The following is a 19,663-nucleotide window of genomic DNA, read 5'->3' on the forward strand; positions in this document are numbered from 1 at the left end:
AGGAGCGATGCAATGTCGCCTCCCGGTGGCGTTTTGCTTGCCATACACTATATAAAGTAATAGATTGTTATTGTCTTAATTGAATAGCCCGCCTGACATGAATAGCCACGTGCAGCCCCTCGATATCCAGCAACTGCATGCCAATGCCGACCAGGCCAGTCAGTTGCTCAAGGCCCTGGCCAACCCGGATCGTCTGCTGTTGCTGTGCCAACTGACCGAGGGCGAGCGCAATGTCAGTGAATTGGAGGCACTGCTGGGCATTCAACAACCGACGCTGTCGCAACAGCTCGCGGTGTTGCGTCGCGAGGGCTTGGTTGCCACCCGCCGTGAAGGCAAGCAGATCTATTACCGGATCAGCAGCCCGGCGGCGCTGGCGGTGATCAATACGCTGTATCAACTGTTCTGTGCAGGAGAGGCTTCGTGAACATCGACTGGTTACATTTCACACCAGGCTCATCCCTGGCCGGTGGCGCGCTGATTGGCCTGGCGGCCAGCCTGTTCGTGCTTGCCAACGGGCGGATTGCCGGTATCAGCGGCCTGCTGGGTAGCGTGTTGCAGCGCGACGGCGAGGGGCGTGGCGAAAAGGCGCTGTTCTTGTTGGGGCTGCTGGTCGCGCCATTGGTCTGGGGGCTTTTTGCTGCGCTGCCAAGCCTTGAGTTCCAGAACGGGGTGCTTGGTCTGGTCAGCGCCGGTTTGCTGGTTGGTATCGGTACACGTTATGGCGCCGGGTGCACCAGTGGCCATGGGGTGTGTGGCATCTCACGGTTGTCTGGGCGCTCGCTGGTGGCAACCTTGTGTTTCATGGCCAGTGGTTTTGCCACGGTATTTGTCCTGCGTCATCTATGGGGAGGTTGAGCATGAACAAGCTGACAGCGTTTCTTGCAGGGCTGTTGTTCGGTATCGGGCTCCTGCTGGCGGGGATGGCCAACCCAGGCAAAGTACTGGCGTTTCTCGACCTGGGCGGTGCCTGGGACCCCTCGCTGGCACTGGTGATGGTGGGAGCGATAGCTGTGGCCTTTGTGCCTATGAGCGTGGCCCGCAAGCGCTCGACCTCGTTACTGGGCCTGCCCATGCAACTGCCGGTCAAGCGTGAGCTGGATCGTCGCTTGATCGTCGGTGGTCTGGTGTTCGGTATAGGCTGGGGAATTGCCGGTATCTGTCCGGGGCCGGCGGTTGCAGTGTTGTTAACCGGGCATTGGCAAAGCGTTGTCTTCGTGTTGGCCATGCTGGCCGGCATGTTGCTGTTCGCGGCGCTGGAGCGTCGGCGCGCGCATTGATCGGGAGATCACCATGAACGCAAATGTTGGAACCATCGACGGTAGCCTGCGTGTTATCGCTGGCCTGATCCTCATCGGCCTGAGCCTGGCCGGGGTGATCGGCGTTTGGGGCTGGATCGGCGTAGTGCCGGTATTGACCGGTATTTTCCGCTTTTGCCCGGCGTACGCATTGTTGGGTATCAATACCTGCAAGCGCGGTTAACGCCAGTGCGCATATCAAGCGCGCACGCTGCGTTCAGTCGTCTATGCTGCTGCCAGGGTGTTGGCTGGTGCAGGGGCTCATGACGCCGACCGCCCAAGCGGTTGGCCGTGTCCTTGCATGGTCTGCATGGGCTTATCAGTACCTGGGAGAGCAGTAGATGAGCGTGCACAAGCGGGAGCAGGGGCGGCTTGACCAACGGGATATCGAGGCGCTGGTAAAGGCCGAGCATGCCGATCCGTTTGCAGTCCTGGGGCCGCACCTTGATGGTGCCGGCGCTCAGTGGGTCACGGTCTACCTGCCCAAGGCATTGACGGTACAGGTATTGGCCCGTGACCGTGATGAGGTGCTCGCCGACCTGGTGCAGGGTGACGTAGAGGGACTGTTTACCGGGCGTATCGGTACGGCACAGGCTTATCGCTTGAAGATCGGTTGGGAGGGTGACGAGCAAATCACCGAAGACCCCTACAGCTTTGGCCCGCTACTGGGTGATACGGACCTTTACCTGTTCGCCGAAGGCAATCACCGCGACCTGTCCTCGCGTTTCGGTGCGCAGCCGATGCAGGTGGACGGTGTTGATGGCGTGTGTTTCTCAGTGTGGGCGCCCAATGCCCGGCGGGTCTCTGTCGTGGGTGATTTCAACAACTGGGACGGACGTCGGCATCCGATGCGCTTGCGCCATTCCAGCGGGGTCTGGGAAGTGTTCGTGCCTCGGTTGTATCCCGGCGAGGCATACAAGTACGAAATTCTCGGCCATGAAGGGATCCTGCCGCTTAGGGCCGACCCCTTGGCCCGGGCCACGGAGCTGCCACCGAGCACGGCGTCGAAGGTGGCTGGGCACCTGCAGCATGACTGGCAGGATCACTACTGGATGCAGAATCGCAGTGCTCGCCAGGCCACCGATGCGCCATTGTCAATTTATGAACTGCATGCGGGTTCCTGGCAGTGCGAGCTGGACGATGAGGGTGAGGTTGCAAGGTTTTACAACTGGCGAGAGCTGGCCGAGCGCCTGATCCCCTACATCCAGAGCCTGGACTTTACCCATATTGAACTGATGCCGATCATGGAACATCCGTTCGGCGGCTCTTGGGGGTATCAGCCGTTGTCGCTGTTTGCGCCCACGGCACGCTACGGTTCGGCCGAGGATTTCGCTGCCTTTATCGACGCCTGCCATCAGGCCGACATCGGTGTGATTCTCGATTGGGTACCGGCACACTTCCCGACCGACACCCACGGCCTGGCACGTTTTGATGGCACGGCACTGTATGAGTATGACAACCCGCTGGAGGGCTTTCATCAGGACTGGGATACGCTGATCTACAACCTTGGCCGTACCGAAGTTCATGGGTTCATGCTGGCTTCGGCACTGCACTGGCTCAAGCACTTCCACATTGATGGGTTACGGGTCGATGCGGTGGCCTCGATGTTGTATCGCGATTATTCGCGTAACGAAGGTGAGTGGATACCCAACCGTCACGGTGGTCGTGAGAACCTTGAGGCCATCGACTTCCTGAAGCATTTGAACGCGGTGGTTGCCGAGGAAGTGCCGGGTGCGCTGATGATCGCTGAAGAGTCGACGGCCTGGCCCGGTGTCAGCCAGCCGACTCAGCAGGGCGGGCTGGGCTTTTCCTACAAGTGGAACATGGGCTGGATGCACGACACCCTGCACTATATCCAGAACGATCCGGTGCACCGCGTGCACCACCACAACGAGATGAGTTTCGGCCTGATCTATGCCTACTCCGAGCATTTCATCCTGCCGATTTCCCATGACGAAGTGGTGCATGGCAAGCACTCTCTGATTGACAAGATGCCGGGCGACCGTTGGCAGAAATTTGCCAATCTTCGTGCGTACCTGACCTTCATGTGGGCGCATCCTGGCAAGAAGCTGCTGTTCATGGGCTGCGAATTCGGTCAGTGGCGTGAGTGGAACCACGACAGTGAGCTGGACTGGTACCTGCTCAAGTACTCCGAGCATCTGGGCGTTCAGCGTCTGGTGGGGGACCTCAATCGGTTGTACCGCGAGGAGCGCGCGCTACATGAGCAGGACTGCCTGCCAGGCGGCTTTCAATGGCTGATCGGTGACGATGCACACAACAGTGTCTACGCTTGGCTGCGCTGGAGCGCGAAAGGTGAGCCGTTGTTGGTGGTCGCCAATTTCACCCCTGTGCCGCGTGAGGGCTACCGCATCGGTGTACCCTGCGGTGAGCACTGGCGTGAGGTGCTCAACAGCGATGCCGAATGCTATGCCGGGTCCAATTACGGCAATGGTGGCAGCGTGGCCAGTGAGCCGATTGCCAGCCATGGGCAAGCGCGGTCACTGGCACTGAACCTGCCACCGCTGGCGGTGTTGATCCTGCGTCCGGCATAGCCGCCTACCGCCTGCTGGGGCTGGTATGCCGAGCCCCATGCAGGAACCGGCGTTGCCGACGATGGGGCCACGCCACTACCAGCGCACCCGTACACCCAGGTTGCCAATCAAGCCATTCAGGGCGTTATCGTCGACAACGCTGCTGTAGTCGGCGCTGACGAACAGGCTCACCTTGGGTGTCATCCGCGCGACCAGGCCCATCCCCAGTTCAATCGTGGCAGAGCTGCGGCTACTGCTGACTTTGTCTACCTTGTCGAGGCTAAGGGTGTCGGCGTTGGAGAAGTCATACCAGACGTTGGTGCGCACGTAGGGCTCGATCGGCATGCCGCGCACCTCATAGCGTCCAGACAAGCGCGCGCCGACGCGTCCGCTCCAGTTCGGCAGGCTGTCGTGGCTTTGCAGCATTTCGGCCTGGTTAGGGTTTCCGGGGTAGTACTGTTGGTTGATCAATTGTGCCTGTGGTTCGATCACCCAGTTGTCACCCAGGCCAATGGGGTAGCCACCTTCTACCGAGAGGGTTAGCGCATGGCCTGTACCGTCCAGGCGAGTACCGCTTTCGTTGCGGCCGCTGGCATCGAAGCGGGTGCCCATGGCGACAGCATCCACATGCCAGCCTTGGTCATGGGTCATGCTCCAATAGACGCCTAGGCTTTCACCTTCCAGCTTGACCGCATTCTTCGGTTCGCTGCCGCGTGGGCGCATACCATCAAAGCGGCTTTGTAAGTTGCTGTGACCGACGAAGAAACCAGCGCGGTGAGTATTGCCATCACTGGTTTCACGGACGAACAGGTCGGGGCTGATCTGCAGGTTCTGGTTCGGCGCGTCAAGGTTGTACGGTGCAGTGCCTGCAGGCTTGCCAGGGGATGGAAGGAACTGCGCCCATTGGCTGGCAATGCTGTCCTGCGGAACCTGTATTGCTCGCTCAGCCTGGCGTCCAGAGAAGCCGCTCAGGCTACTCAGGCTCAACCCCGCAACGCTGACCGGTTGCAGCGACACAACCGGCAGGTCCGCCGATTGTGCGTAGAACGAATCGTTATCCTCTAGGCTCACTGCATGGGTTTCCACAGGGGTTGCGATTAGCAGCGACGTGGAAACCGCATAGAAAACATACTCAAAGCCCGAAGGACTCGATGTTTTTTTCATGGCGGATCTCCTCTGTTGTAACAGCCAATGGCCTGGCTGAATGTCACGGGCTGTACAACAAAATCAGAGGGCGACACGCGCCAGCAAACCTACCTCTGGCTTGCGCTAAAAACCGCGAGCTAGAGGCTCGGAATGAGAAATTCTGTAAGGTTTCACTCCCTGAAGCTAAGGAGAGGTCAAGGCGGGCGTCAAGAAATTGTGAAAGTGTCGTGAGCGGTGCGTTGGAGCATCTAATGTGCTGAAAATTATGATTTCTTCATTTTTGATAGCCCCGGTGGGTCTTTCAACGGGGCTGGCTATTTCGAATCATTTCTAAGGAGTGCTTCCGGGCAGTGCAATGCAACGGTGTTGCATCTTTCCTGGCGCGCTCGTTCCTTGTTGCGCACTTTTCGTGTCTTTCGGTATGAAAAATGATCAAGGCGTGCGAAAAAGCTTAACTATCTGATTTGTAAAAACTAAAAAAACGAGCCTGCCGCCTCGACGAAGATCAGCACGCCCGAAATCACGCATCCTCGGCAGCGTGCAGTTCCAACAACACCAGAGAGCGGCCGCTGACCTTCAGTTTGCTGCCGAACGCCAGCCGTCTGGTCTTGCCCTCTGCAGGCCGGGCGGTATTGAGCAGGCAGCGCCAGTGGTTGCCATCCGGGACTGCCGGCAAGGTGAAGGTGCGTGGGTCGTGGTAGGCGTTGACGATCAACAGCAGGCTCGCGTCGTTCCCCGGGCGCAGGATGCCGCTGGCCTGTGCCCGTCCGTTCAGCAGCATGCCCAGGCAGCGCCCTTGGCGGTCATGCCAGTGCTCTGTGGTCATTTCGTTGCCGTCGGTTGCCAGCCAGGTGACATCCTTGACACCCAGGGCTTCATTGAATGTGCCCACCAGGAAGCGCGAACGGCGCAGCACCGGGTAATGCTGGCGCAGTGCTGTCAGTCGCTTGACGAAGTCGAGCAGGGCTGTGCCTTCTTCATCCAGGTTCCAGTTGACCCAGCCGATCTCGCTGTCCTGACAATAGGCGTTGTTGTTGCCGTGCTGGGTACGGCTGAACTCGTCGCCCGCGACGATCATGGGGGTGCCTTGGGCCAGCAGCAGGGTTGCGAAGAAATTGCGCATTTGCTGCATGCGCAGGGCACGGATCTCGGGGTTGTCGGTAGGGCCTTCGACGCCATGGTTCCAGGACAGGTTGTGGTCGCTGCCGTCCTGGTTGTTTTCGTCGTTGTCCAGGTTGTGTTTCTGGTTATAGGACACCAGGTCGCGCAGGGTGAAACCGTCGTGGGCGGTGATGAAGTTCACTGAGGCGAAAGGCCGTCGGCCACGTCGGTTGAACAGCTCGCCGGAGGCGGTCATACGCGAGGCGAAGTCCGTCAACTGGCCCTCGTCACCCTTCCAGAAGGCGCGCATGGTGTCGCGGAATCGGTCGTTCCACTCGGCCCAGCCGGGAGCGAAGTTGCCCACCTGATAGCCTCCGGGGCCACAGTCCCAGGGCTCGGCGATCAGTTTGAGCTGACGTAACAGTGGGTCCTGGCGACAGGCAACAAGAAAACTGTGACGTTCGTCATAGCCGCTATGGTAGCGACCAAGGATGGTCGCCAGGTCAAAGCGGAACCCGTCCACGTGCATGTCGCCAGCCCAATAGCGCAAGGAGTCGGTCACCAGTTGCAGCACGCACGGGTGGCTCAGGTCGAGGGTGTTGCCGGTGCCTGAGTCGTTGATATAGAGCCGCTTGTTATCGGGCATCAGGCGGTAGTAGGAGGCATTGTCGATACCGCGCATGGACAGGGTCGGGCCTTGCTCATTGCCTTCGGCGGTATGGTTGTAGACCACATCGAGTATGACCTCCAGCCCTGCATCGTGCAGGTGCGCGACCATCTCCTTGAATTCGGCGATTTTGCCGCTGGCCAGATAGCGCTGATGAGGGGCAAAAAACGCGATGCTGTTGTAGCCCCAGAAATTGTTCATGCCTTTTTTCAGCAAGTGCTGGTCGTTGACAAATGCATGAATGGGCAGCAGTTCAACGGAGGTAACCCCCAGCTGTTTGATATGGCTCAACAACGCCTCGCACATCAAACCGGCAAAGGTGCCGCGGTGGGTCTCCGGTACGGCCGGATGGCACATGCTGATGCCGCGTACATGCGTCTCATACAGCAGGGTTCGATCCCAGGGGACGTTGACGCGCTGATCGCGCCCCCAGGTGTAGGCCGGGTCTATGACCTTGCACTTGGGCACGAAGGGCGCGCTGTCGCGGGTGTCAAAACTCAGGTCGCCGTCGGGGTGGCCGATGGTGTAGCCAAACAGTGCTTCGGACCACCGCACGTCGCCGACCAACTGTTTGGCGTAGGGGTCGATCAGCAGTTTGTTGGGGTTGAAACGGTGGCCGTTTTCCGGCGCGTAGGGACCATGCACACGGTAGCCATAGAGCAACCCTGGGTGCGCGTCGGGCAGGTAGCCGTGGTAGATCTCGTCGGTGTACTCAGGCAGTTCGATTCGCTCAAGTTCCACCTGACCGTCAGCGTCGAACAGGCACAGTTCAACTTTGGTTGCGTTGGCTGAGAACAGTGCAAAATTGACACCCAGGCCATCCCAGGTGGCACCCAGCGGATAGGGCAGGCCCTCACGCAATCGCGAAGGTTCATGGAGTGGCGCAGCGGGCTTGCGTGTCGTCATGGAGGTCCTTGCTTCATGGGGGCCGGTGGGTGGTGGCGGTCGCAGTTCCGGGCCATGTTGTGCCTGCAACGGACGCACTCACCGTTCATCTGTCGCTTGCTCGAACATACGTCGGCCTGTGCAGCGGCAGGCCGACGTTGCAGTGCGCTTACTGTGCAGCAGGCTTTCTGGTGGTGCGTGGTTTTTTCACCGACGCTGGCTTGTCAGCGTTTGGGGGGCTGGCACGCGAGGGGGCGCTGGCGGCAGCTTTGGGTTTGCGCGGTTTTGCCTTGGGTGCCAGTGCTTCGGCTTCAGCCAGTTTGCGTGCCATTTCCCAATGGCGATGCTCCTGGCCGTCGGGTTTACCTTCCGATTCCCAGATCAGGTAGGCGAATTCTTTAATGCGTTTTTCCTCGACACTCATCTTGATGCTCCTGTTTCAGGCGATAGGCTGGATAACGAGATTGACGGGAAATGTGTCAGCACGTCCCGAACAGCTGGCAGAGGACAAGACAAAGGGTAGAAGCACAGGTGTGTTGTCCCGGTTCTGTGCCGGGATCAAGCGGGGTGTTGCAGTGGCAGGCAAACCGCTGGGCAGCAGCGCCGAGATCGCCGGGGTTGAATTCATCTGTCACGCTCGAAGGCTTGTTCACGGGCTTGCGCCAGCAGCTCAAGGCGGCGAGCGGCGTCCGGGTCATCGAGCAAGGCATCGGCGTTCAGGGCGAAGCGTCGACGCCAGTTGGGATGGCCGCTGACCGTACCCGGAAGGTTGGGCTGTTCATCAATACCCAAGGCATCCTCCAGTGGCAGCAGCACCAGCGGCGCGCGGGTATGGCCGATAAAGCGTACGCAGGCATCGATGAGCGAATCACTGTCCGGGAGCGACTGGTGGTAGTTCTGTTCCAGAATGCTGCGCAGGCCTTTGCATTCCGCTACGCGGGTTTCGCGCCAGTGCCGCTCGGTGATGGCGTCGATCAACCCCAGGCGCTGGTTCCAATCGATGTCGCGGGCCTGCAGCCAGCCGGCCAGCGGTGGCAGGTCGTGGGTGCTGCTGGTGGCCAGCGCATCGTCTGGCCAATCAAGGATCGGCTTGAACTGGCCATGTCCATGCTGCTCAAACAACAGCACACGAAGGCCGAGTATGGCCCGTGCGGAGAGCTTGTCGCGCAAGCCTTCCGGTATGGTGCCGAGGTCTTCACCCAGCACAATGCCCTTGTGTCGCACCGATTCCAGGCTCAGCAGGCGCAACAGGTCGTCGAGCGGGTAGTGCAGGTAGGCGCCGTCACCCGCTTCGGCGTCCAGGGGGATCAGCCAGAGCCGCTGCAGGCCCAGTACATGGTCGATGCGCAAGCCCCCGGCATGCTGAAAGCTGGCCCTGAGCATCTCGATAAAGGCGCGAAAGCCATTGCGCCGCAATCCTTCAGGGGAAAACGCACACAGGCCCCACTTCTGCCCGGCACGGTTGAGCAGGTCGGGCGGCGCGCCGATGCTGAAGTCGGCCAACAGTTCGTCCTGGCGACTCCAGGCCTGGCTGCCAACACCGTCAGCACCGATGGCCAGGTCGCTGATCAGGCCAACGCTCATGCCGTTGCTGCGGGCAGCGTCCTGTGCACGTTCAAGGCTGCGGGTAATCAGCCATTGGCAGAACGCGTGATAAGTAACCCGTTCGGCGTGCTGCTCGGCGAAGGCTGCGACCTCCGCGCTGTAGGGGTTGTGCCAGGTTTTCGGCCAATGTCGCCAGTCAGCGTCCATGCCGCGTTCAGCGGCGGCCTCCAGCATGGCTTCAAAGCGGCAGTGATGCTCCAGGGCTTGACCACCGGTGTCGCGAAAGCTCTGGAAGTCGTTGTACAGCGGGTGTTCCTGCTGGATGAAGTCTCGGTACAACGCCTCTAGCAGGCGCTGCTTGGCCTTCGCGGCACTGGGCCATTCGATCAGTGGAAGGTCTTCGAGGCGTTGCAGTTCCTCTTGCCCGATCTGTTCATTTGCCTGGCGTACGGCACGCTCGCCAAAAATGATCGCTGGGCTAGCGTACAGGCTGTTCAGAAACAGTCGGCTGGACGGTGAGTAGGGGCTGTAGCGTTCAGTGTCGCTGGCAAACATCGCATGCACCGGGCTGATAGCCAGGGCATCCGCACCGCGCTCGGCGGCACTGCGTGCCAGCGCCTCCAGTGCCAGGCAGTCACCGAAACCGCCATCACCCGGGCGACGCAGGCTATAGAGTTGAGCGCTCAGCCCCCAGCAGCGTGGATGATCGGTGCCCAAGGCATCCGCCAGGCTGTAGCAACGCAAAGGTGCAACGGCGAGGGTGAAGGTACGTCCGTCGATCGCCACCTGGTGGTAGCCGATTGGCAGCGTGCCGGGCAGCATGGCATTGGCGTCCAGTTGCAGCGACTGTTCATGCGTGTCTTCCAGCGTCACCTGGCAGGTGCTGCCTGCGGCAAAGTAGTGCGACAGGTCCAGTGGCTGCCCCAGATCCACCGTCAACAGGGGAGGGAGATGCTTGGCGTCATGGGCTTTGAGCAGTGCGCTCAGGCTCTTCTCGATGGCTGCTGGGGTGTCGGCCGGGTGGCCCAACCCGGCCAGCATTTTACGCAGGACGGTGTCGGTGACCCGTTGTTGACGGCCGTTGGCGTCGGTCCAGTCCACTTGCAGGCCGGCACGGTGCGCCAGCAAGAGCAAGGCGTGGTCAGTCATGGGAAGGCTCCGGTGCCCGGAGCGCGAAACGGCTAGTTTCGTGCTCCAGCAGGTGATTACCGAGGGTTGGCAACTGGGCCGGGCTTTTGGGCATGCCCGTTACCTCGTGCTCATGAGTGACCTTGAGTGGCGCGTTCTACCAACGCTTCATACAAACGGGCGTAGGGCTCTACCGCCTGGCACCAGTTGAAGGGTTGGGTCATCGACAGGCAGCGCATGGCGTGCAGCAGGTCTTTTTTGGCATAGACATAAAAGGCCCGGCTCAAGGCTTCGCGGTAACTCTCCACCGTAGACTCGTTGAACAGAAACCCGGTGACGCCATTCTCGATGGTGTCGGCTAGGCCGCCGGTATTGCGGGCTACCGGCAGTGAACCGAAGCGCTGCGCATACATCTGGCTGAGGCCACAGGGTTCATAGCGTGACGGCATCAGCAGGAAGTCGCTGCCGGCAAACATGCGCCGGGCGTCAGTTTCATTGAAACCGATGCGTACGCCGATCTGCCCTGGAAAACGTAGCGCCAGGTCACGCATGGCCTGTTCTTCTTCCGGCTCGCCACGACCGATAATCGCGATCTGGCCGCCTTGTTGGACGATGTATTCGGCAACGCCCAGCGTCAGGTCCAGGCCTTTCTGATAGACCAGTCGTGACACGACTGCAAACAGTGGCCCCTCGCTGGGCTGCAAACCGAACAGTGTGCGTACCTGTTGGGTATTGCGCGCCTTGCCCTCCCAGTCGTTGAGGCTGAAGGGGTGGCTCAGGTGGGTGTCGGTAGCCGAATCCCAGCTCTCGTCGATGCCGTTGGGAATGCCACTCAACAGGCCCGACTGCGCCTTGCTCGAGAGAAAACCGTCGAGGCCGCAGCCAAACGCTGGTGTGGTGATTTCCTGCGCGTAGGTGGCGCTGACTGTGGTGATGTGGCTGGAATAGGCAAGGCCGGCCTTGAGGAAGGACAGCTTGCCATAGAACTCCATGCCTTCCTGCTGCAGGGCGTGTTCTGGGATGGCCAGTTCCGGGCAGCACGCCCGGCTGACCACCCCCTGATAGGCGAGGTTGTGAATGGTGAACAGGGTTGGGGTATGCAGGCCGCGCCAGTGCATGTACGCCGGCGCCAGGCCAGCGGGCCAGTCATGGGCATGCACCAGGTCGGGCTTCCAGTGCACCATGCCCTCGCCAGCCGCGATCTCGGCGGCGGCCAGCCCCAGGCGGGCGAAACGGATGTGGTTGTCAGGCCAGTCGCGGCCATTGTTTGCCCCGTAGGGCGTGCCTTCGCGCTGGTACAGTTCTGGGCAGATCAGGACATAGATCACCAGGCCGTCGGCCAGGTCCATGCGGCCGATCTTGCAGGGAGGGAGTGCGGCGTGCCCGCCCAGTTCCCCGACCAGATGAATCGGATTGTCGCTTTCCAGCACCTGCGGATAGCCGGGGATCAGTACCCGCACGTCATGCAGGTGGCTCATGGCGCGCGGCAAGGCAGCCGAGACATCACCCAAGCCACCGGTCTTGACCAGGTCGGCAATCTCGGAAGTGACGAACAGGATCTTTTTCTTGTTCGGGTTTTGCTGTGGTACGGGCCTGGATGGCGTCGCTGCAGGTGCGAAAGGGGGGCTGGCCGGCTCGATGACTTGAGCAGTGAAATGCGTTACATGAGGTTCGACAGCAGCATCAATCATACGTCTCTCCGTCCCTATGCAAACGGGTGTAATGGCACCCGAAATGGTCATTAGCGGTAAAGCGATTTCTCTGTTTTATACGTCGTGTTGAAGTGTTCGTTTTCTTGCATGCAAACGCCGCACCCATTGATGCTTTCCGCCGAAGGCGTGTTTCAGACGGAGGGTGGAAGGGGCGCACCTGTTGTCAGGAACCCTGGCCTTGGTACTACTGGGTGGTGAGCCCGTTTTTCAGGCGTGACCGGTGCGACAGGGCAAATTTTCCAAACGTTATCCGGGCAGCTTTATGAGTGTAGGAGAGCTTGAGTGAAATATGTGACCCGCTGGTCACTTTAGCGAGGGTTTTGCGAAGGTTAAGCTGTTTTGTTGCAGGGCGGTATCAGGATACCGCGTGGCATTGGCAGTACTGCGTTCAAATCGGGCCTTCAGTTCTATACAAGAAGGCTTTTCAGATGACAGACCTACACTATGCCCAATGGCGCGAGCGCCATGTTTCACAGGCAATGACCTTGGCCGGGATCGTTGCCTCCCGACCCACCCTGGGCACGGTGGCCGAGCAACTACTGAGCCGAGAATGGGCAGCGCGTCAATTGCCCGTGACGCTGGACCCCCTGCATGTCACCGTGCGTGGGCCGGTCTCTGACCAGGCGAGTACCGCGCTGAGCCTGGCTCAAGCGGTAGTCCAGCAGTGCGCCAGCAAAATCACCTGCAACCTTACCCCCGGCCATGATTTCCTCACGCAAGAGCAGGGCGCCGAATTTCCTCAGGCCCTGACGCTTGATCTGCATACCGTGGAGTTGCTGATCAATGCCTGCGGCACTGCACTTCTCGATGCGTACAAACAGGCGCTGGTCGAATTCTGGAACCGCGCATTACCCAACGGGCAAACGCCGCTCAGTTGCACTGAGCACTGGCTGCGGCAGCATTTTGCAAGCGCAGTCCAGGTCGCGAAGGCGTCGGGTCGCCTTACCGCTACCCAGCAGTCACTGCTGACTGAACTGGCCCGCTACCCTTTCGAGGCGGATCGTTCACGGGTTACCGAACTGGCCAAGGTCAAGCTGTACGTGCTGGGTGTACCGCCGGGCGAGCAGGGGGGCGCTGGCGAATTGATGAGCAGCCTGATCATCAGTGGGCTGGAGGGTGAGCACAATACCCAGGTGTACCTGTACGACCTGAGCGGCTATCTGCAACCCTTCGACTCACTCCAGGCGTTGCTGCAGTATGTTGAACAATGGCCCGAACACGGTGCGGCCACCTGTACCGTTTCCCGTACCCTTGGCGATATGTTCGAGGCTCAGGCGCGTTTGCTGTTTGAGCAGCAGCTCCATTGGATTGACCTGATGGGCACGCGCGCGGACCTTGATGGCAGTACCTTCGCTGCAACGCTGGATGGCGTGATCTCGATGCAAGCCATCGGGCAGCTGCAGGCCATTGATTATGCACGTGAACTGTCCCGGCATTTCCCGGAGTGGTTGTTGAACGCACGCAAAAGCGACCAGGATCGCTATCTTCAGTGCCTCAAGGCAGTGGCACAGATACCGGAGGTCATGAGTGGCCGTTCTTATCTCGACGGTATTCCGACGATCGAGGTCTTTGCGCAAAAGCGCCTGCAGCAACAAATGCTGCGTGATCACCCTGATGCCCAGGCCGTGGCGATCGAGCAGATCGAAGTCCTCAATCATGAGGTGATCGGTGCAGCGTTGGGTAGCGCTGGCAACCTGACGGTGCAGGGTACGATTAAAACCAGCGTCCGCAGCTTGACACAACTGGCACTCGACAACCTCGAGAGCTTGCGCCCCGGGGCACTTGAAGTTCGCACCCGAGGCGCTGCTGCCTTGCCGGAATGGTTCGACATTGACTATGTCAGGCACCTGGTCCGTAGCGTCGATGCAGGCGCGCAGTATCAGGCCTTGCTGGCAAACCAACTGCGTGATGATGCTGCGCAGGTTGAACTGCGCTATCCGTTGTTCAGGGCCCAATGGTATGGGCAACTGCCGTTGCTGGCACTTGAAAACACCATTCGCGGTGCATGTGGCTTTACCGAGGCGGGGTATGAGTTGGCGGTTGCACTGACGTCATCGCCAGCGGGGCCGTCGCCAACGGTGTCCGCACTGGCCTTTGTCGCTGAACCGGGCGCCTCGGCGGACAAGGTAGAGAACACCTACTTGATTGAGCCTTCCTCGCCGGGGCCTCTGCTGTTGTTTCGACCCCTGCACGCCACGCCGCTGTTGCAGTTTGCCTCGCGCAAGGCTCTGTTGGAGCAGATTGTGGCTGACCCAGGGTTGCAGGCGGACATCCTGTCCCGCTTGGCCGATCTGGTACGGCCGATCTACGACCATGGCGGTTTCAGCGAGCCGCACCTGCGAAGGGTTCTGCTGGAACCCGATTTCCAGGCCATCGAAACGCCGGCACCTGTAGTGTTGAGTAGCCTGGCACTGCCGGGTGAGGCCGCTCGGCATGTCTATGAAGGAACTGTTGCGCAACTGCTGCGCATTGCCGACCTGCAGTCCATCTCCAATGCCGAGGACCGTGCAAAGCATTGGCAAACGCTCAGTTGGCTGCTGTTCAATACGCTGTTGCCATTTGTGCGTGGTCCCTTGGCCGCTGTGGGTTGGGCGCTGGCGTTTGCCCATGGTGTACAGCAGCTCAATGGCCAGACCAGCCCGTCGCAACTTGTACCGGCCTTGCTCGATCTGTTGTTCTGCCTGATGTACGTCCTGGAGTTACTGCCGCTACCGGTACGGCCATCGGCTGCAGGGGCTACGCCGTTACCCCCGGCAACCGAGGCTCCGATATCGCTGCGTGTTGAAGAGGCGCCCGCGGTATTGAGTAACGGTACGGTGCTCAATCAGTTGGACTTTTCCTGGTCATCGGCTCAAGGCCGGTTGTCGAGCGCACAGGTTCGGGCGCTGGCACGTTTTCGCTCAGCTAAATCAATCGACACACTCGGCTCGCCGGATGCGCAGGGCGTGTATTCCTTCCAGCACAAAAACTGGGTTCAGATCGGCCATGACGTTTACCCGGTGCGAGTGGATGAAGAGGGGGTACGCATCGCCGACAGCCGCACACCGGATGAGCCGGGGCCCTGGCTGAAACGTCAGGCCGATGGCACCTGGGCGTTGGACCTGCGTTTACGCCTGCGCGGTGGCATGCACGGCAGTGCGCGTATACGTGCGGCCCAGGTGAGCAAGCAGGCGCGTATTGCAGCGTTACAGGGAGAGCTGACAACCCAGCGTGCGCAACTGGAAGCGCTGCGGGACGCACCCAGGCGCCCAGAGGAAATATCCGGGGCTGAACTGGCCAGCCTGATTGAACGGCTGCGTCAGCACGACGAACTGGTCGGGCAGGTGATCAGCAACATGCAAACGCTGAACGACCTGTCGGCGGTAAGCGGCTATCGGCGCATTATGGCCGAAATGCTCAGGCAGCACATGCTGGTCAAGGGGCAACTGTCTTCAGAGCTGCGTTTGCAGCGCTTTAGCGTCAAGCAGTTGATCGACCGCTTGGTCAACAGTTTTGAGGGGCGAGGCGGGTTGCCTGCGTTGCTCAAGGGGCACGGTACGCCGGAGCGTGCACTGTTGGAGAAGTATTGTGCCAAGCAACAGGCCCAAATCACTGAAATTGCCGAGACGACTTACGCCATGGAGTCGCTGGCGCCAGTATTGGAAAAAGCGCTTCCTGATGGCCCTCGCTACTTGACGGAAATTCAACTGCTTCAAGTCGGGCTGTCATCCTCCCTGGCCTGGCGGGGGACTCAGCTGTACACCATTGCCCTCGGCATCATCCTGAAGATCGAAGACAGCAGCACGGTGTTGCTGGAACAGGTCGTTCCGCAAGCTAAACTAGCCTGCCGATTGAGAATCGATGCGAAGGACCCTGCCTTGTCGGCGCAGGAGCAGGTGGAGGTTTTGGACAATGCGGTACGAAGCTACCAAAAATCACTCGACACGCTCGATAACTACCGTCAAAGCCTTGATGAAGCCGAACATCAGGCGTTGCTGGCGCCGCTGCGCGATCTGATTCAGAAACTCCTGGACCAGGCATTAGAGGCGCTGGCAGAGCAGATCACTCGCCTTCCCAAAGCGCCAAAGCCCAAACCGGGGCCTTCCAGCCGGGGTAAAACGCTGATTCGTACCCGAGGGCAGCGACTGGTCGTCGGGCAGCGTCGTGCTGAGGGGCACGCCGGGCAACCGGCGATTGTCGATGTAATGGACCCGATCGAGAACACGGTCATTACCAGTTATGAGCAGCCCCCCGGCGAGTCGGTGTGGCGCGAGGTGCCAATGGCCCAACGGACGCAGGCCGCCGCGCAACCGGGTGTTGCCCTGCGGACATTGCTGGGGCGTGCCGATGCGCTGTTGCGTCAAGCCGATCAGTCCATTGCGCGTGCTCAGGCCCAGTCACTGACGGCTCAGTTGCCTTCTGACATGGAGGACCTGCTGGTGTTGCAGGCCCGGCCCTTGCTTGACTTGTACACGCAGATCGATGCGCTGCTCATTCGTGACAACGCGACCGATGAGGCGGTGACGGGGCAGTCTGCAGAATTGATAAACAAGGCCTTATGGGACAAGTCCGAGCAGATGCGCGAGGCTGGCAAGCGGATTCGTATCGAGATGATCAAACGCCAACTGCCAACGGCTGCACGGATTGCCTACCTGCACGAGCAGAAGGCGATCACCATCGCTCGTACTGTCAGGCGTAAACCGTTGAAGGACAAGCAGCAACGGCTGGTGGACTACCTGGATGAGTACGAAATACGTGACAAGGATGGCGAAGTGCTCTGGTATGCCCATTTTCATTACGCCAGTGCCGACGCAGCCGAGCGTGACTTCAGCGCTGCCCATGTGAAAACCCGCGAGCAACGACGACAAGGCTTGCAGTGGCAGAAAGCGCAGGCCAGCGACGGTCAGCAGGTGATTGCGATCTATCGCGCCAAACTGGACAAGAAAACCGCAGATGACGTGTTTCTCGGCCAACCCTGAGTGAACGACGGCGCTGCTGCAGGCGTTGGCCGGTCAGTCATCGCGCGTCGGTGCGCTTTATGACGGCCAATGCCTGTGTCTGGACTAATCTTGAGCCCAGCAATGGGCTGAGTTTTCCGACATCCAGTGGAGCCATCGTCATGCAATTGGGAATCGTGGGGCTGGGCCGCATGGGCGGCAACATCGCGAGAAGGTTGATGCGCCATGGCCATCTTCCAGTGGTTCACGACCGTAATGTGGCGGCAATCGATGCCCTGGTCGTTGAAGGCGCGCGCGGCGCGCAGAGCCTCGAGGACATGGTTGCTCTGCTGGACAAGCCGCGGGCCGTGTGGGTAATGCTGCCAGCCGGTGAGGCTACCGAGCAGACCATTGCCCGGCTGGCCGACCTGCTGGAAGCCGATGACGTGATTATTGATGGTGGTAACACCCACTACAAGGATGACATCCGTCGGGCCGACACCTTGGCCACACGTCAACTGCACTATGTCGATGTAGGAACCTCGGGCGGCGTCTGGGGCCTGGAGCGTGGCTATTGCATGATGATTGGTGGCGAGGCAGCCATCGTGGAACGGTTGGAACCGTTGTTCGTCGCGCTGGCGCCGGGGGTTGGCAACGTTCCCCGTACCGAGGGGCGCACGGGCCCGCTCGGGCGCGCTGAGCAGGGCTACATCCATGCCGGGCCTGCAGGTGCCGGTCATTATGTGAAGATGATCCACAATGGCATCGAGTATGGCCTGATGCAGGCTTATGCCGAGGGCTTCGACCTGCTCAAGAGCAAAGCCGGCGCTGCACTGCCCGCCGAGCAGCGTCTTGACCTCGACCTGGCCGAGATTGCCGAGGTCTGGCGCCGTGGCAGCGTCGTCACGTCCTGGCTGCTAGACCTGACCGCCAGCGCGCTGGTCGCCGATCCGCAACTCGACAGTTTCAGCAGCGCTGTTGCCGACAGTGGGGAGGGGCGTTGGACCATTGATGCGGCAGTCGAGCAGGCAGTGCCCGTGCCGGTGTTGTCGAGTGCCCTGTTTGCGCGCTTCCGCTCACGCCAGCAGCAAGGCACCTATGCCGACAAACTGCTTTCAGCGATGCGTTTTGGTTTTGGTGGGCACAGTGAGAAGTTCGAATGACGCTAGCCAAGGCTGAAACCGCTGCACCGTGCACGCTGTTTCTGTTTGGTGCCAATGGTGATCTGGTCAAACGTCTGTTGATGCCTGCCCTGTTCAACCTGCAGCGTGATGGCTTGCTTGACCCGCGCATGCGTATTGTCGGGGTCGATCACAACCCGTCCGCCGACCGTGAGTTTGCCGCGCGCCTGGAAGCCTTCATGCGTGAACGCGACCAGGGTAATGAGGGCACACGCTGTTTTGATGAAAAGCGATGGGGGCGCCTGGCCAGGCATATTCATTATCTGACTGGCGATTTCCTCGCCTCGACCACCTATCAAGCCATCGCACAACGGATCGACAAGAGCGGCACGGGCAATGCCATCTTCTATCTGGCTACCGCGCCGCGTTTTTTCGCCGAGGTGGCCCGGCAACTGGGCGGTGCAGGGTTGCTCGACGAAGCCAACGGCTTTCGTCGGGTTGTGGTGGAAAAACCGTTCGGTTCCGACCTGGCCAGCGCTGAGGCGTTGAATGCGTCGTTGCTCGCGGTGATGAGCGAAAAGCAGATCTACCGCATCGACCACTACCTGGGCAAAGAGACGGTGCAGAACATCCTGGTCAGCCGCTTCTCCAACGGCTTGTTCGAGGCCTTCTGGAATAATCACTACATTGATCATGTGCAGATCACTGCAGCCGAAACCATCGGCGTGGAAAGCCGTGGTGGGTTTTACGACCACACGGGAGCATTGCGGGACATGGTGCCAAATCACTTGTTCCAGTTGCTGGCGATGGTTGCCATGGAGCCGCCAGCGGCGTTTGGCGCCGATGCCGTGCGCAGCGAAAAGGCCAAGGTGATCGGGGCTATCCGGCCTTGGTCGATGGCCATGGCTTTGAAAAATTCGGTGCGTGGGCAGTACACGGCAGGCAAACAAGGGCGCAAGAAACTGCCGGGGTATCGCGAAGAGCCCAGGGTTGGCCCGCATAGCCAGACCGAAACCTATGTTGCGTTGAAAGTCATGATCGACAACTGGCGATGGGTCGGCGTGCCATTTTACCTGCGTACCGGCAAGCGGATGAGCGTGCGTGATACCGAAATCGCCATCTGCTTCAAGCCAGCGCCTTATGCGCAGTTTCGTGACAGCGATGCCGAGCGGCCGAAGCCCAACTACTTGAAAATCCAGATCCAGCCCAATGAAGGGATGTGGTTTGACCTGCAAGCCAAACGCCCGGGGCCAACCCTTGCCATGGAGACGGTGGAGTTCGGCTTTGCCTACAAGGATTTTTTCAAGATGCAGCCATCAACGGGCTACGAAACGCTGATCTATGACTGCCTGACCGGCGATCAGACGTTGTTCCAGCGCGCCGACAACATCGAGAATGGCTGGCGTGCGGTACAGCCTTTTCTCGATGCGTGGCAGCGTGGCGGTGATGTACAGCCGTATGCGGCTGGCGAAGATGGCCCGGCTGCAGCGGATGAACTGCTGGCACGGGATCACCGCGCCTGGCATCCGATTGGCTGAAAATTGGCTGAAAAAAACAGGGCTTCGACCGGCGGTTGCCTGTCGAAGCCCTGTTCGGCGCTCAAGTGTGCTGTTGGC

13 protein-coding genes are annotated in these 19,663 nt (G+C 60.1%); 8 read left to right on the forward strand and 5 right to left on the reverse strand.

What is annotated here, in order from left to right; translation table 11 throughout:
• The first annotated feature begins 97 nt into the window (after nt 1-97).
• From CYD26_RS00650 to glgB, 5 genes are all read left to right on the forward strand, one after another.
• Nucleotides 98-424, forward strand: a complete 327-nt coding sequence (locus tag CYD26_RS00650) for a helix-turn-helix transcriptional regulator (RefSeq protein WP_065757674.1) — start codon at nt 98-100, stop codon at nt 422-424.
• Nucleotides 421-855, forward strand: a complete 435-nt coding sequence (locus CYD26_RS00655) for a YeeE/YedE family protein (protein WP_065757673.1) — start codon at nt 421-423, stop codon at nt 853-855. Before CYD26_RS00650 ends, CYD26_RS00655 begins: the two co-directional genes overlap by 4 nt.
• Before the next feature lie 2 nt (nt 856-857).
• Complete coding sequence (locus CYD26_RS00660; RefSeq protein ID WP_099775086.1) at nt 858-1,277, forward strand: DUF6691 family protein; 420 nt, start codon at nt 858-860, stop codon at nt 1,275-1,277.
• Nucleotides 1,278-1,290: 13 nt separating this feature from the next.
• Nucleotides 1,291-1,479: a DUF2892 domain-containing protein gene (locus tag CYD26_RS00665; protein WP_065757671.1), complete on the forward strand. Its 189-nt coding sequence runs from the start codon at nt 1,291-1,293 to the stop codon at nt 1,477-1,479.
• Nucleotides 1,480-1,636: 157 nt separating this feature from the next.
• Nucleotides 1,637-3,847, forward strand: coding sequence for a 1,4-alpha-glucan branching protein GlgB (glgB, locus tag CYD26_RS00670; RefSeq protein ID WP_102051557.1), 2,211 nt, complete (start codon nt 1,637-1,639; stop codon nt 3,845-3,847).
• Between the two features lie 75 nt (nt 3,848-3,922).
• On the opposite strand, the gene CYD26_RS00675 is transcribed toward glgB, so the two are convergent.
• The 5 genes from CYD26_RS00675 to glgA all read right to left on the reverse strand — a co-directional run bounded on the left by CYD26_RS00675 (nt 3,923) and on the right by glgA (nt 11,989).
• Complete coding sequence (locus tag CYD26_RS00675) at nt 3,923-4,990, reverse strand: autotransporter outer membrane beta-barrel domain-containing protein (protein ID WP_102051558.1); 1,068 nt, start codon at nt 4,988-4,990, stop codon at nt 3,923-3,925.
• 502 nt (nt 4,991-5,492) lie between these two features.
• Complete coding sequence (glgX, locus tag CYD26_RS00680; RefSeq protein WP_102051559.1) at nt 5,493-7,646, reverse strand: glycogen debranching protein GlgX; 2,154 nt, start codon at nt 7,644-7,646, stop codon at nt 5,493-5,495.
• 148 nt (nt 7,647-7,794) lie between these two features.
• Nucleotides 7,795-8,049: a DUF2934 domain-containing protein gene (locus CYD26_RS00685; RefSeq protein ID WP_099775082.1), complete on the reverse strand. Its 255-nt coding sequence runs from the start codon at nt 8,047-8,049 to the stop codon at nt 7,795-7,797.
• Nucleotides 8,050-8,249: 200 nt separating this feature from the next.
• Entirely contained in the window at nt 8,250-10,319 is a 2,070-nt protein-coding gene (gene malQ, locus CYD26_RS00690) for a 4-alpha-glucanotransferase (RefSeq protein ID WP_102051560.1), read from the reverse strand.
• A gap of 110 nt (nt 10,320-10,429) precedes the next feature.
• Nucleotides 10,430-11,989 carry a glycogen synthase GlgA gene (gene glgA, locus CYD26_RS00695; RefSeq protein WP_102051561.1) on the reverse strand — a complete coding sequence of 520 codons (1,560 nt, stop codon included), beginning with the start codon at nt 11,987-11,989 and terminating at the stop codon, nt 10,430-10,432.
• A 449-nt stretch (nt 11,990-12,438) separates the two neighbouring features.
• On the opposite strand from glgA, the gene CYD26_RS00700 reads away from it, so the two are divergent.
• The 3 genes from CYD26_RS00700 (at nt 12,439) to zwf (ending at nt 19,585) form a co-directional block, all read left to right on the forward strand.
• Nucleotides 12,439-16,968 carry a dermonecrotic toxin domain-containing protein gene (locus CYD26_RS00700; protein WP_102051562.1) on the forward strand — a complete coding sequence of 1,510 codons (4,530 nt, stop codon included), beginning with the start codon at nt 12,439-12,441 and terminating at the stop codon, nt 16,966-16,968.
• A 140-nt stretch (nt 16,969-17,108) separates the two neighbouring features.
• On the forward strand, nt 17,109-18,089 hold the full coding sequence (gnd, locus tag CYD26_RS00705; protein WP_102051563.1) for a phosphogluconate dehydrogenase (NAD(+)-dependent, decarboxylating): 981 nt from the start codon (nt 17,109-17,111) through the stop codon (nt 18,087-18,089).
• Nucleotides 18,086-19,585 (forward strand): glucose-6-phosphate dehydrogenase, encoded by a 1,500-nt coding sequence (gene zwf, locus CYD26_RS00710; protein WP_102051564.1) that lies wholly within the window; start codon nt 18,086-18,088, stop codon nt 19,583-19,585. The genes gnd and zwf overlap by 4 nt, the downstream gene beginning before the upstream one ends.
• Nucleotides 19,586-19,663 lie beyond the last annotated feature (78 nt).

The sequence above is a fragment of the Pseudomonas sp. FFUP_PS_473 genome, from assembly GCF_002858665.1.
Classification (GTDB): domain Bacteria; phylum Pseudomonadota; class Gammaproteobacteria; order Pseudomonadales; family Pseudomonadaceae; genus Aquipseudomonas; species Aquipseudomonas defluvii.

What these genes read in the sequence shown, in the direction of transcription:
- gnd (WP_102051563.1), top strand. Translation starts at nt 17,109, where the DNA reads ATGCAATTGGGAATCGTGGGGCTGGGCCGCATGGGCGGCAACATCGCG.
- zwf (WP_102051564.1), top strand. Translation starts at nt 18,086, where the DNA reads ATGACGCTAGCCAAGGCTGAAACCGCTGCACCGTGCACGCTGTTTCTG.
- CYD26_RS00660 (WP_099775086.1), top strand. Translation starts at nt 858, where the DNA reads ATGAACAAGCTGACAGCGTTTCTTGCAGGGCTGTTGTTCGGTATCGGG.
- CYD26_RS00685 (WP_099775082.1), bottom strand. Translation starts at nt 8,049, where the DNA reads ATGAGTGTCGAGGAAAAACGCATTAAAGAATTCGCCTACCTGATCTGG.
- CYD26_RS00675 (WP_102051558.1), bottom strand. Translation starts at nt 4,990, where the DNA reads ATGAAAAAAACATCGAGTCCTTCGGGCTTTGAGTATGTTTTCTATGCG.
- glgB (WP_102051557.1), top strand. Translation starts at nt 1,637, where the DNA reads ATGAGCGTGCACAAGCGGGAGCAGGGGCGGCTTGACCAACGGGATATC.
- CYD26_RS00650 (WP_065757674.1), top strand. Translation starts at nt 98, where the DNA reads ATGAATAGCCACGTGCAGCCCCTCGATATCCAGCAACTGCATGCCAAT.
- CYD26_RS00700 (WP_102051562.1), top strand. Translation starts at nt 12,439, where the DNA reads ATGACAGACCTACACTATGCCCAATGGCGCGAGCGCCATGTTTCACAG.
- CYD26_RS00665 (WP_065757671.1), top strand. Translation starts at nt 1,291, where the DNA reads ATGAACGCAAATGTTGGAACCATCGACGGTAGCCTGCGTGTTATCGCT.
- glgX (WP_102051559.1), bottom strand. Translation starts at nt 7,646, where the DNA reads ATGACGACACGCAAGCCCGCTGCGCCACTCCATGAACCTTCGCGATTG.
- malQ (WP_102051560.1), bottom strand. Translation starts at nt 10,319, where the DNA reads ATGACTGACCACGCCTTGCTCTTGCTGGCGCACCGTGCCGGCCTGCAA.
- glgA (WP_102051561.1), bottom strand. Translation starts at nt 11,989, where the DNA reads ATGATTGATGCTGCTGTCGAACCTCATGTAACGCATTTCACTGCTCAA.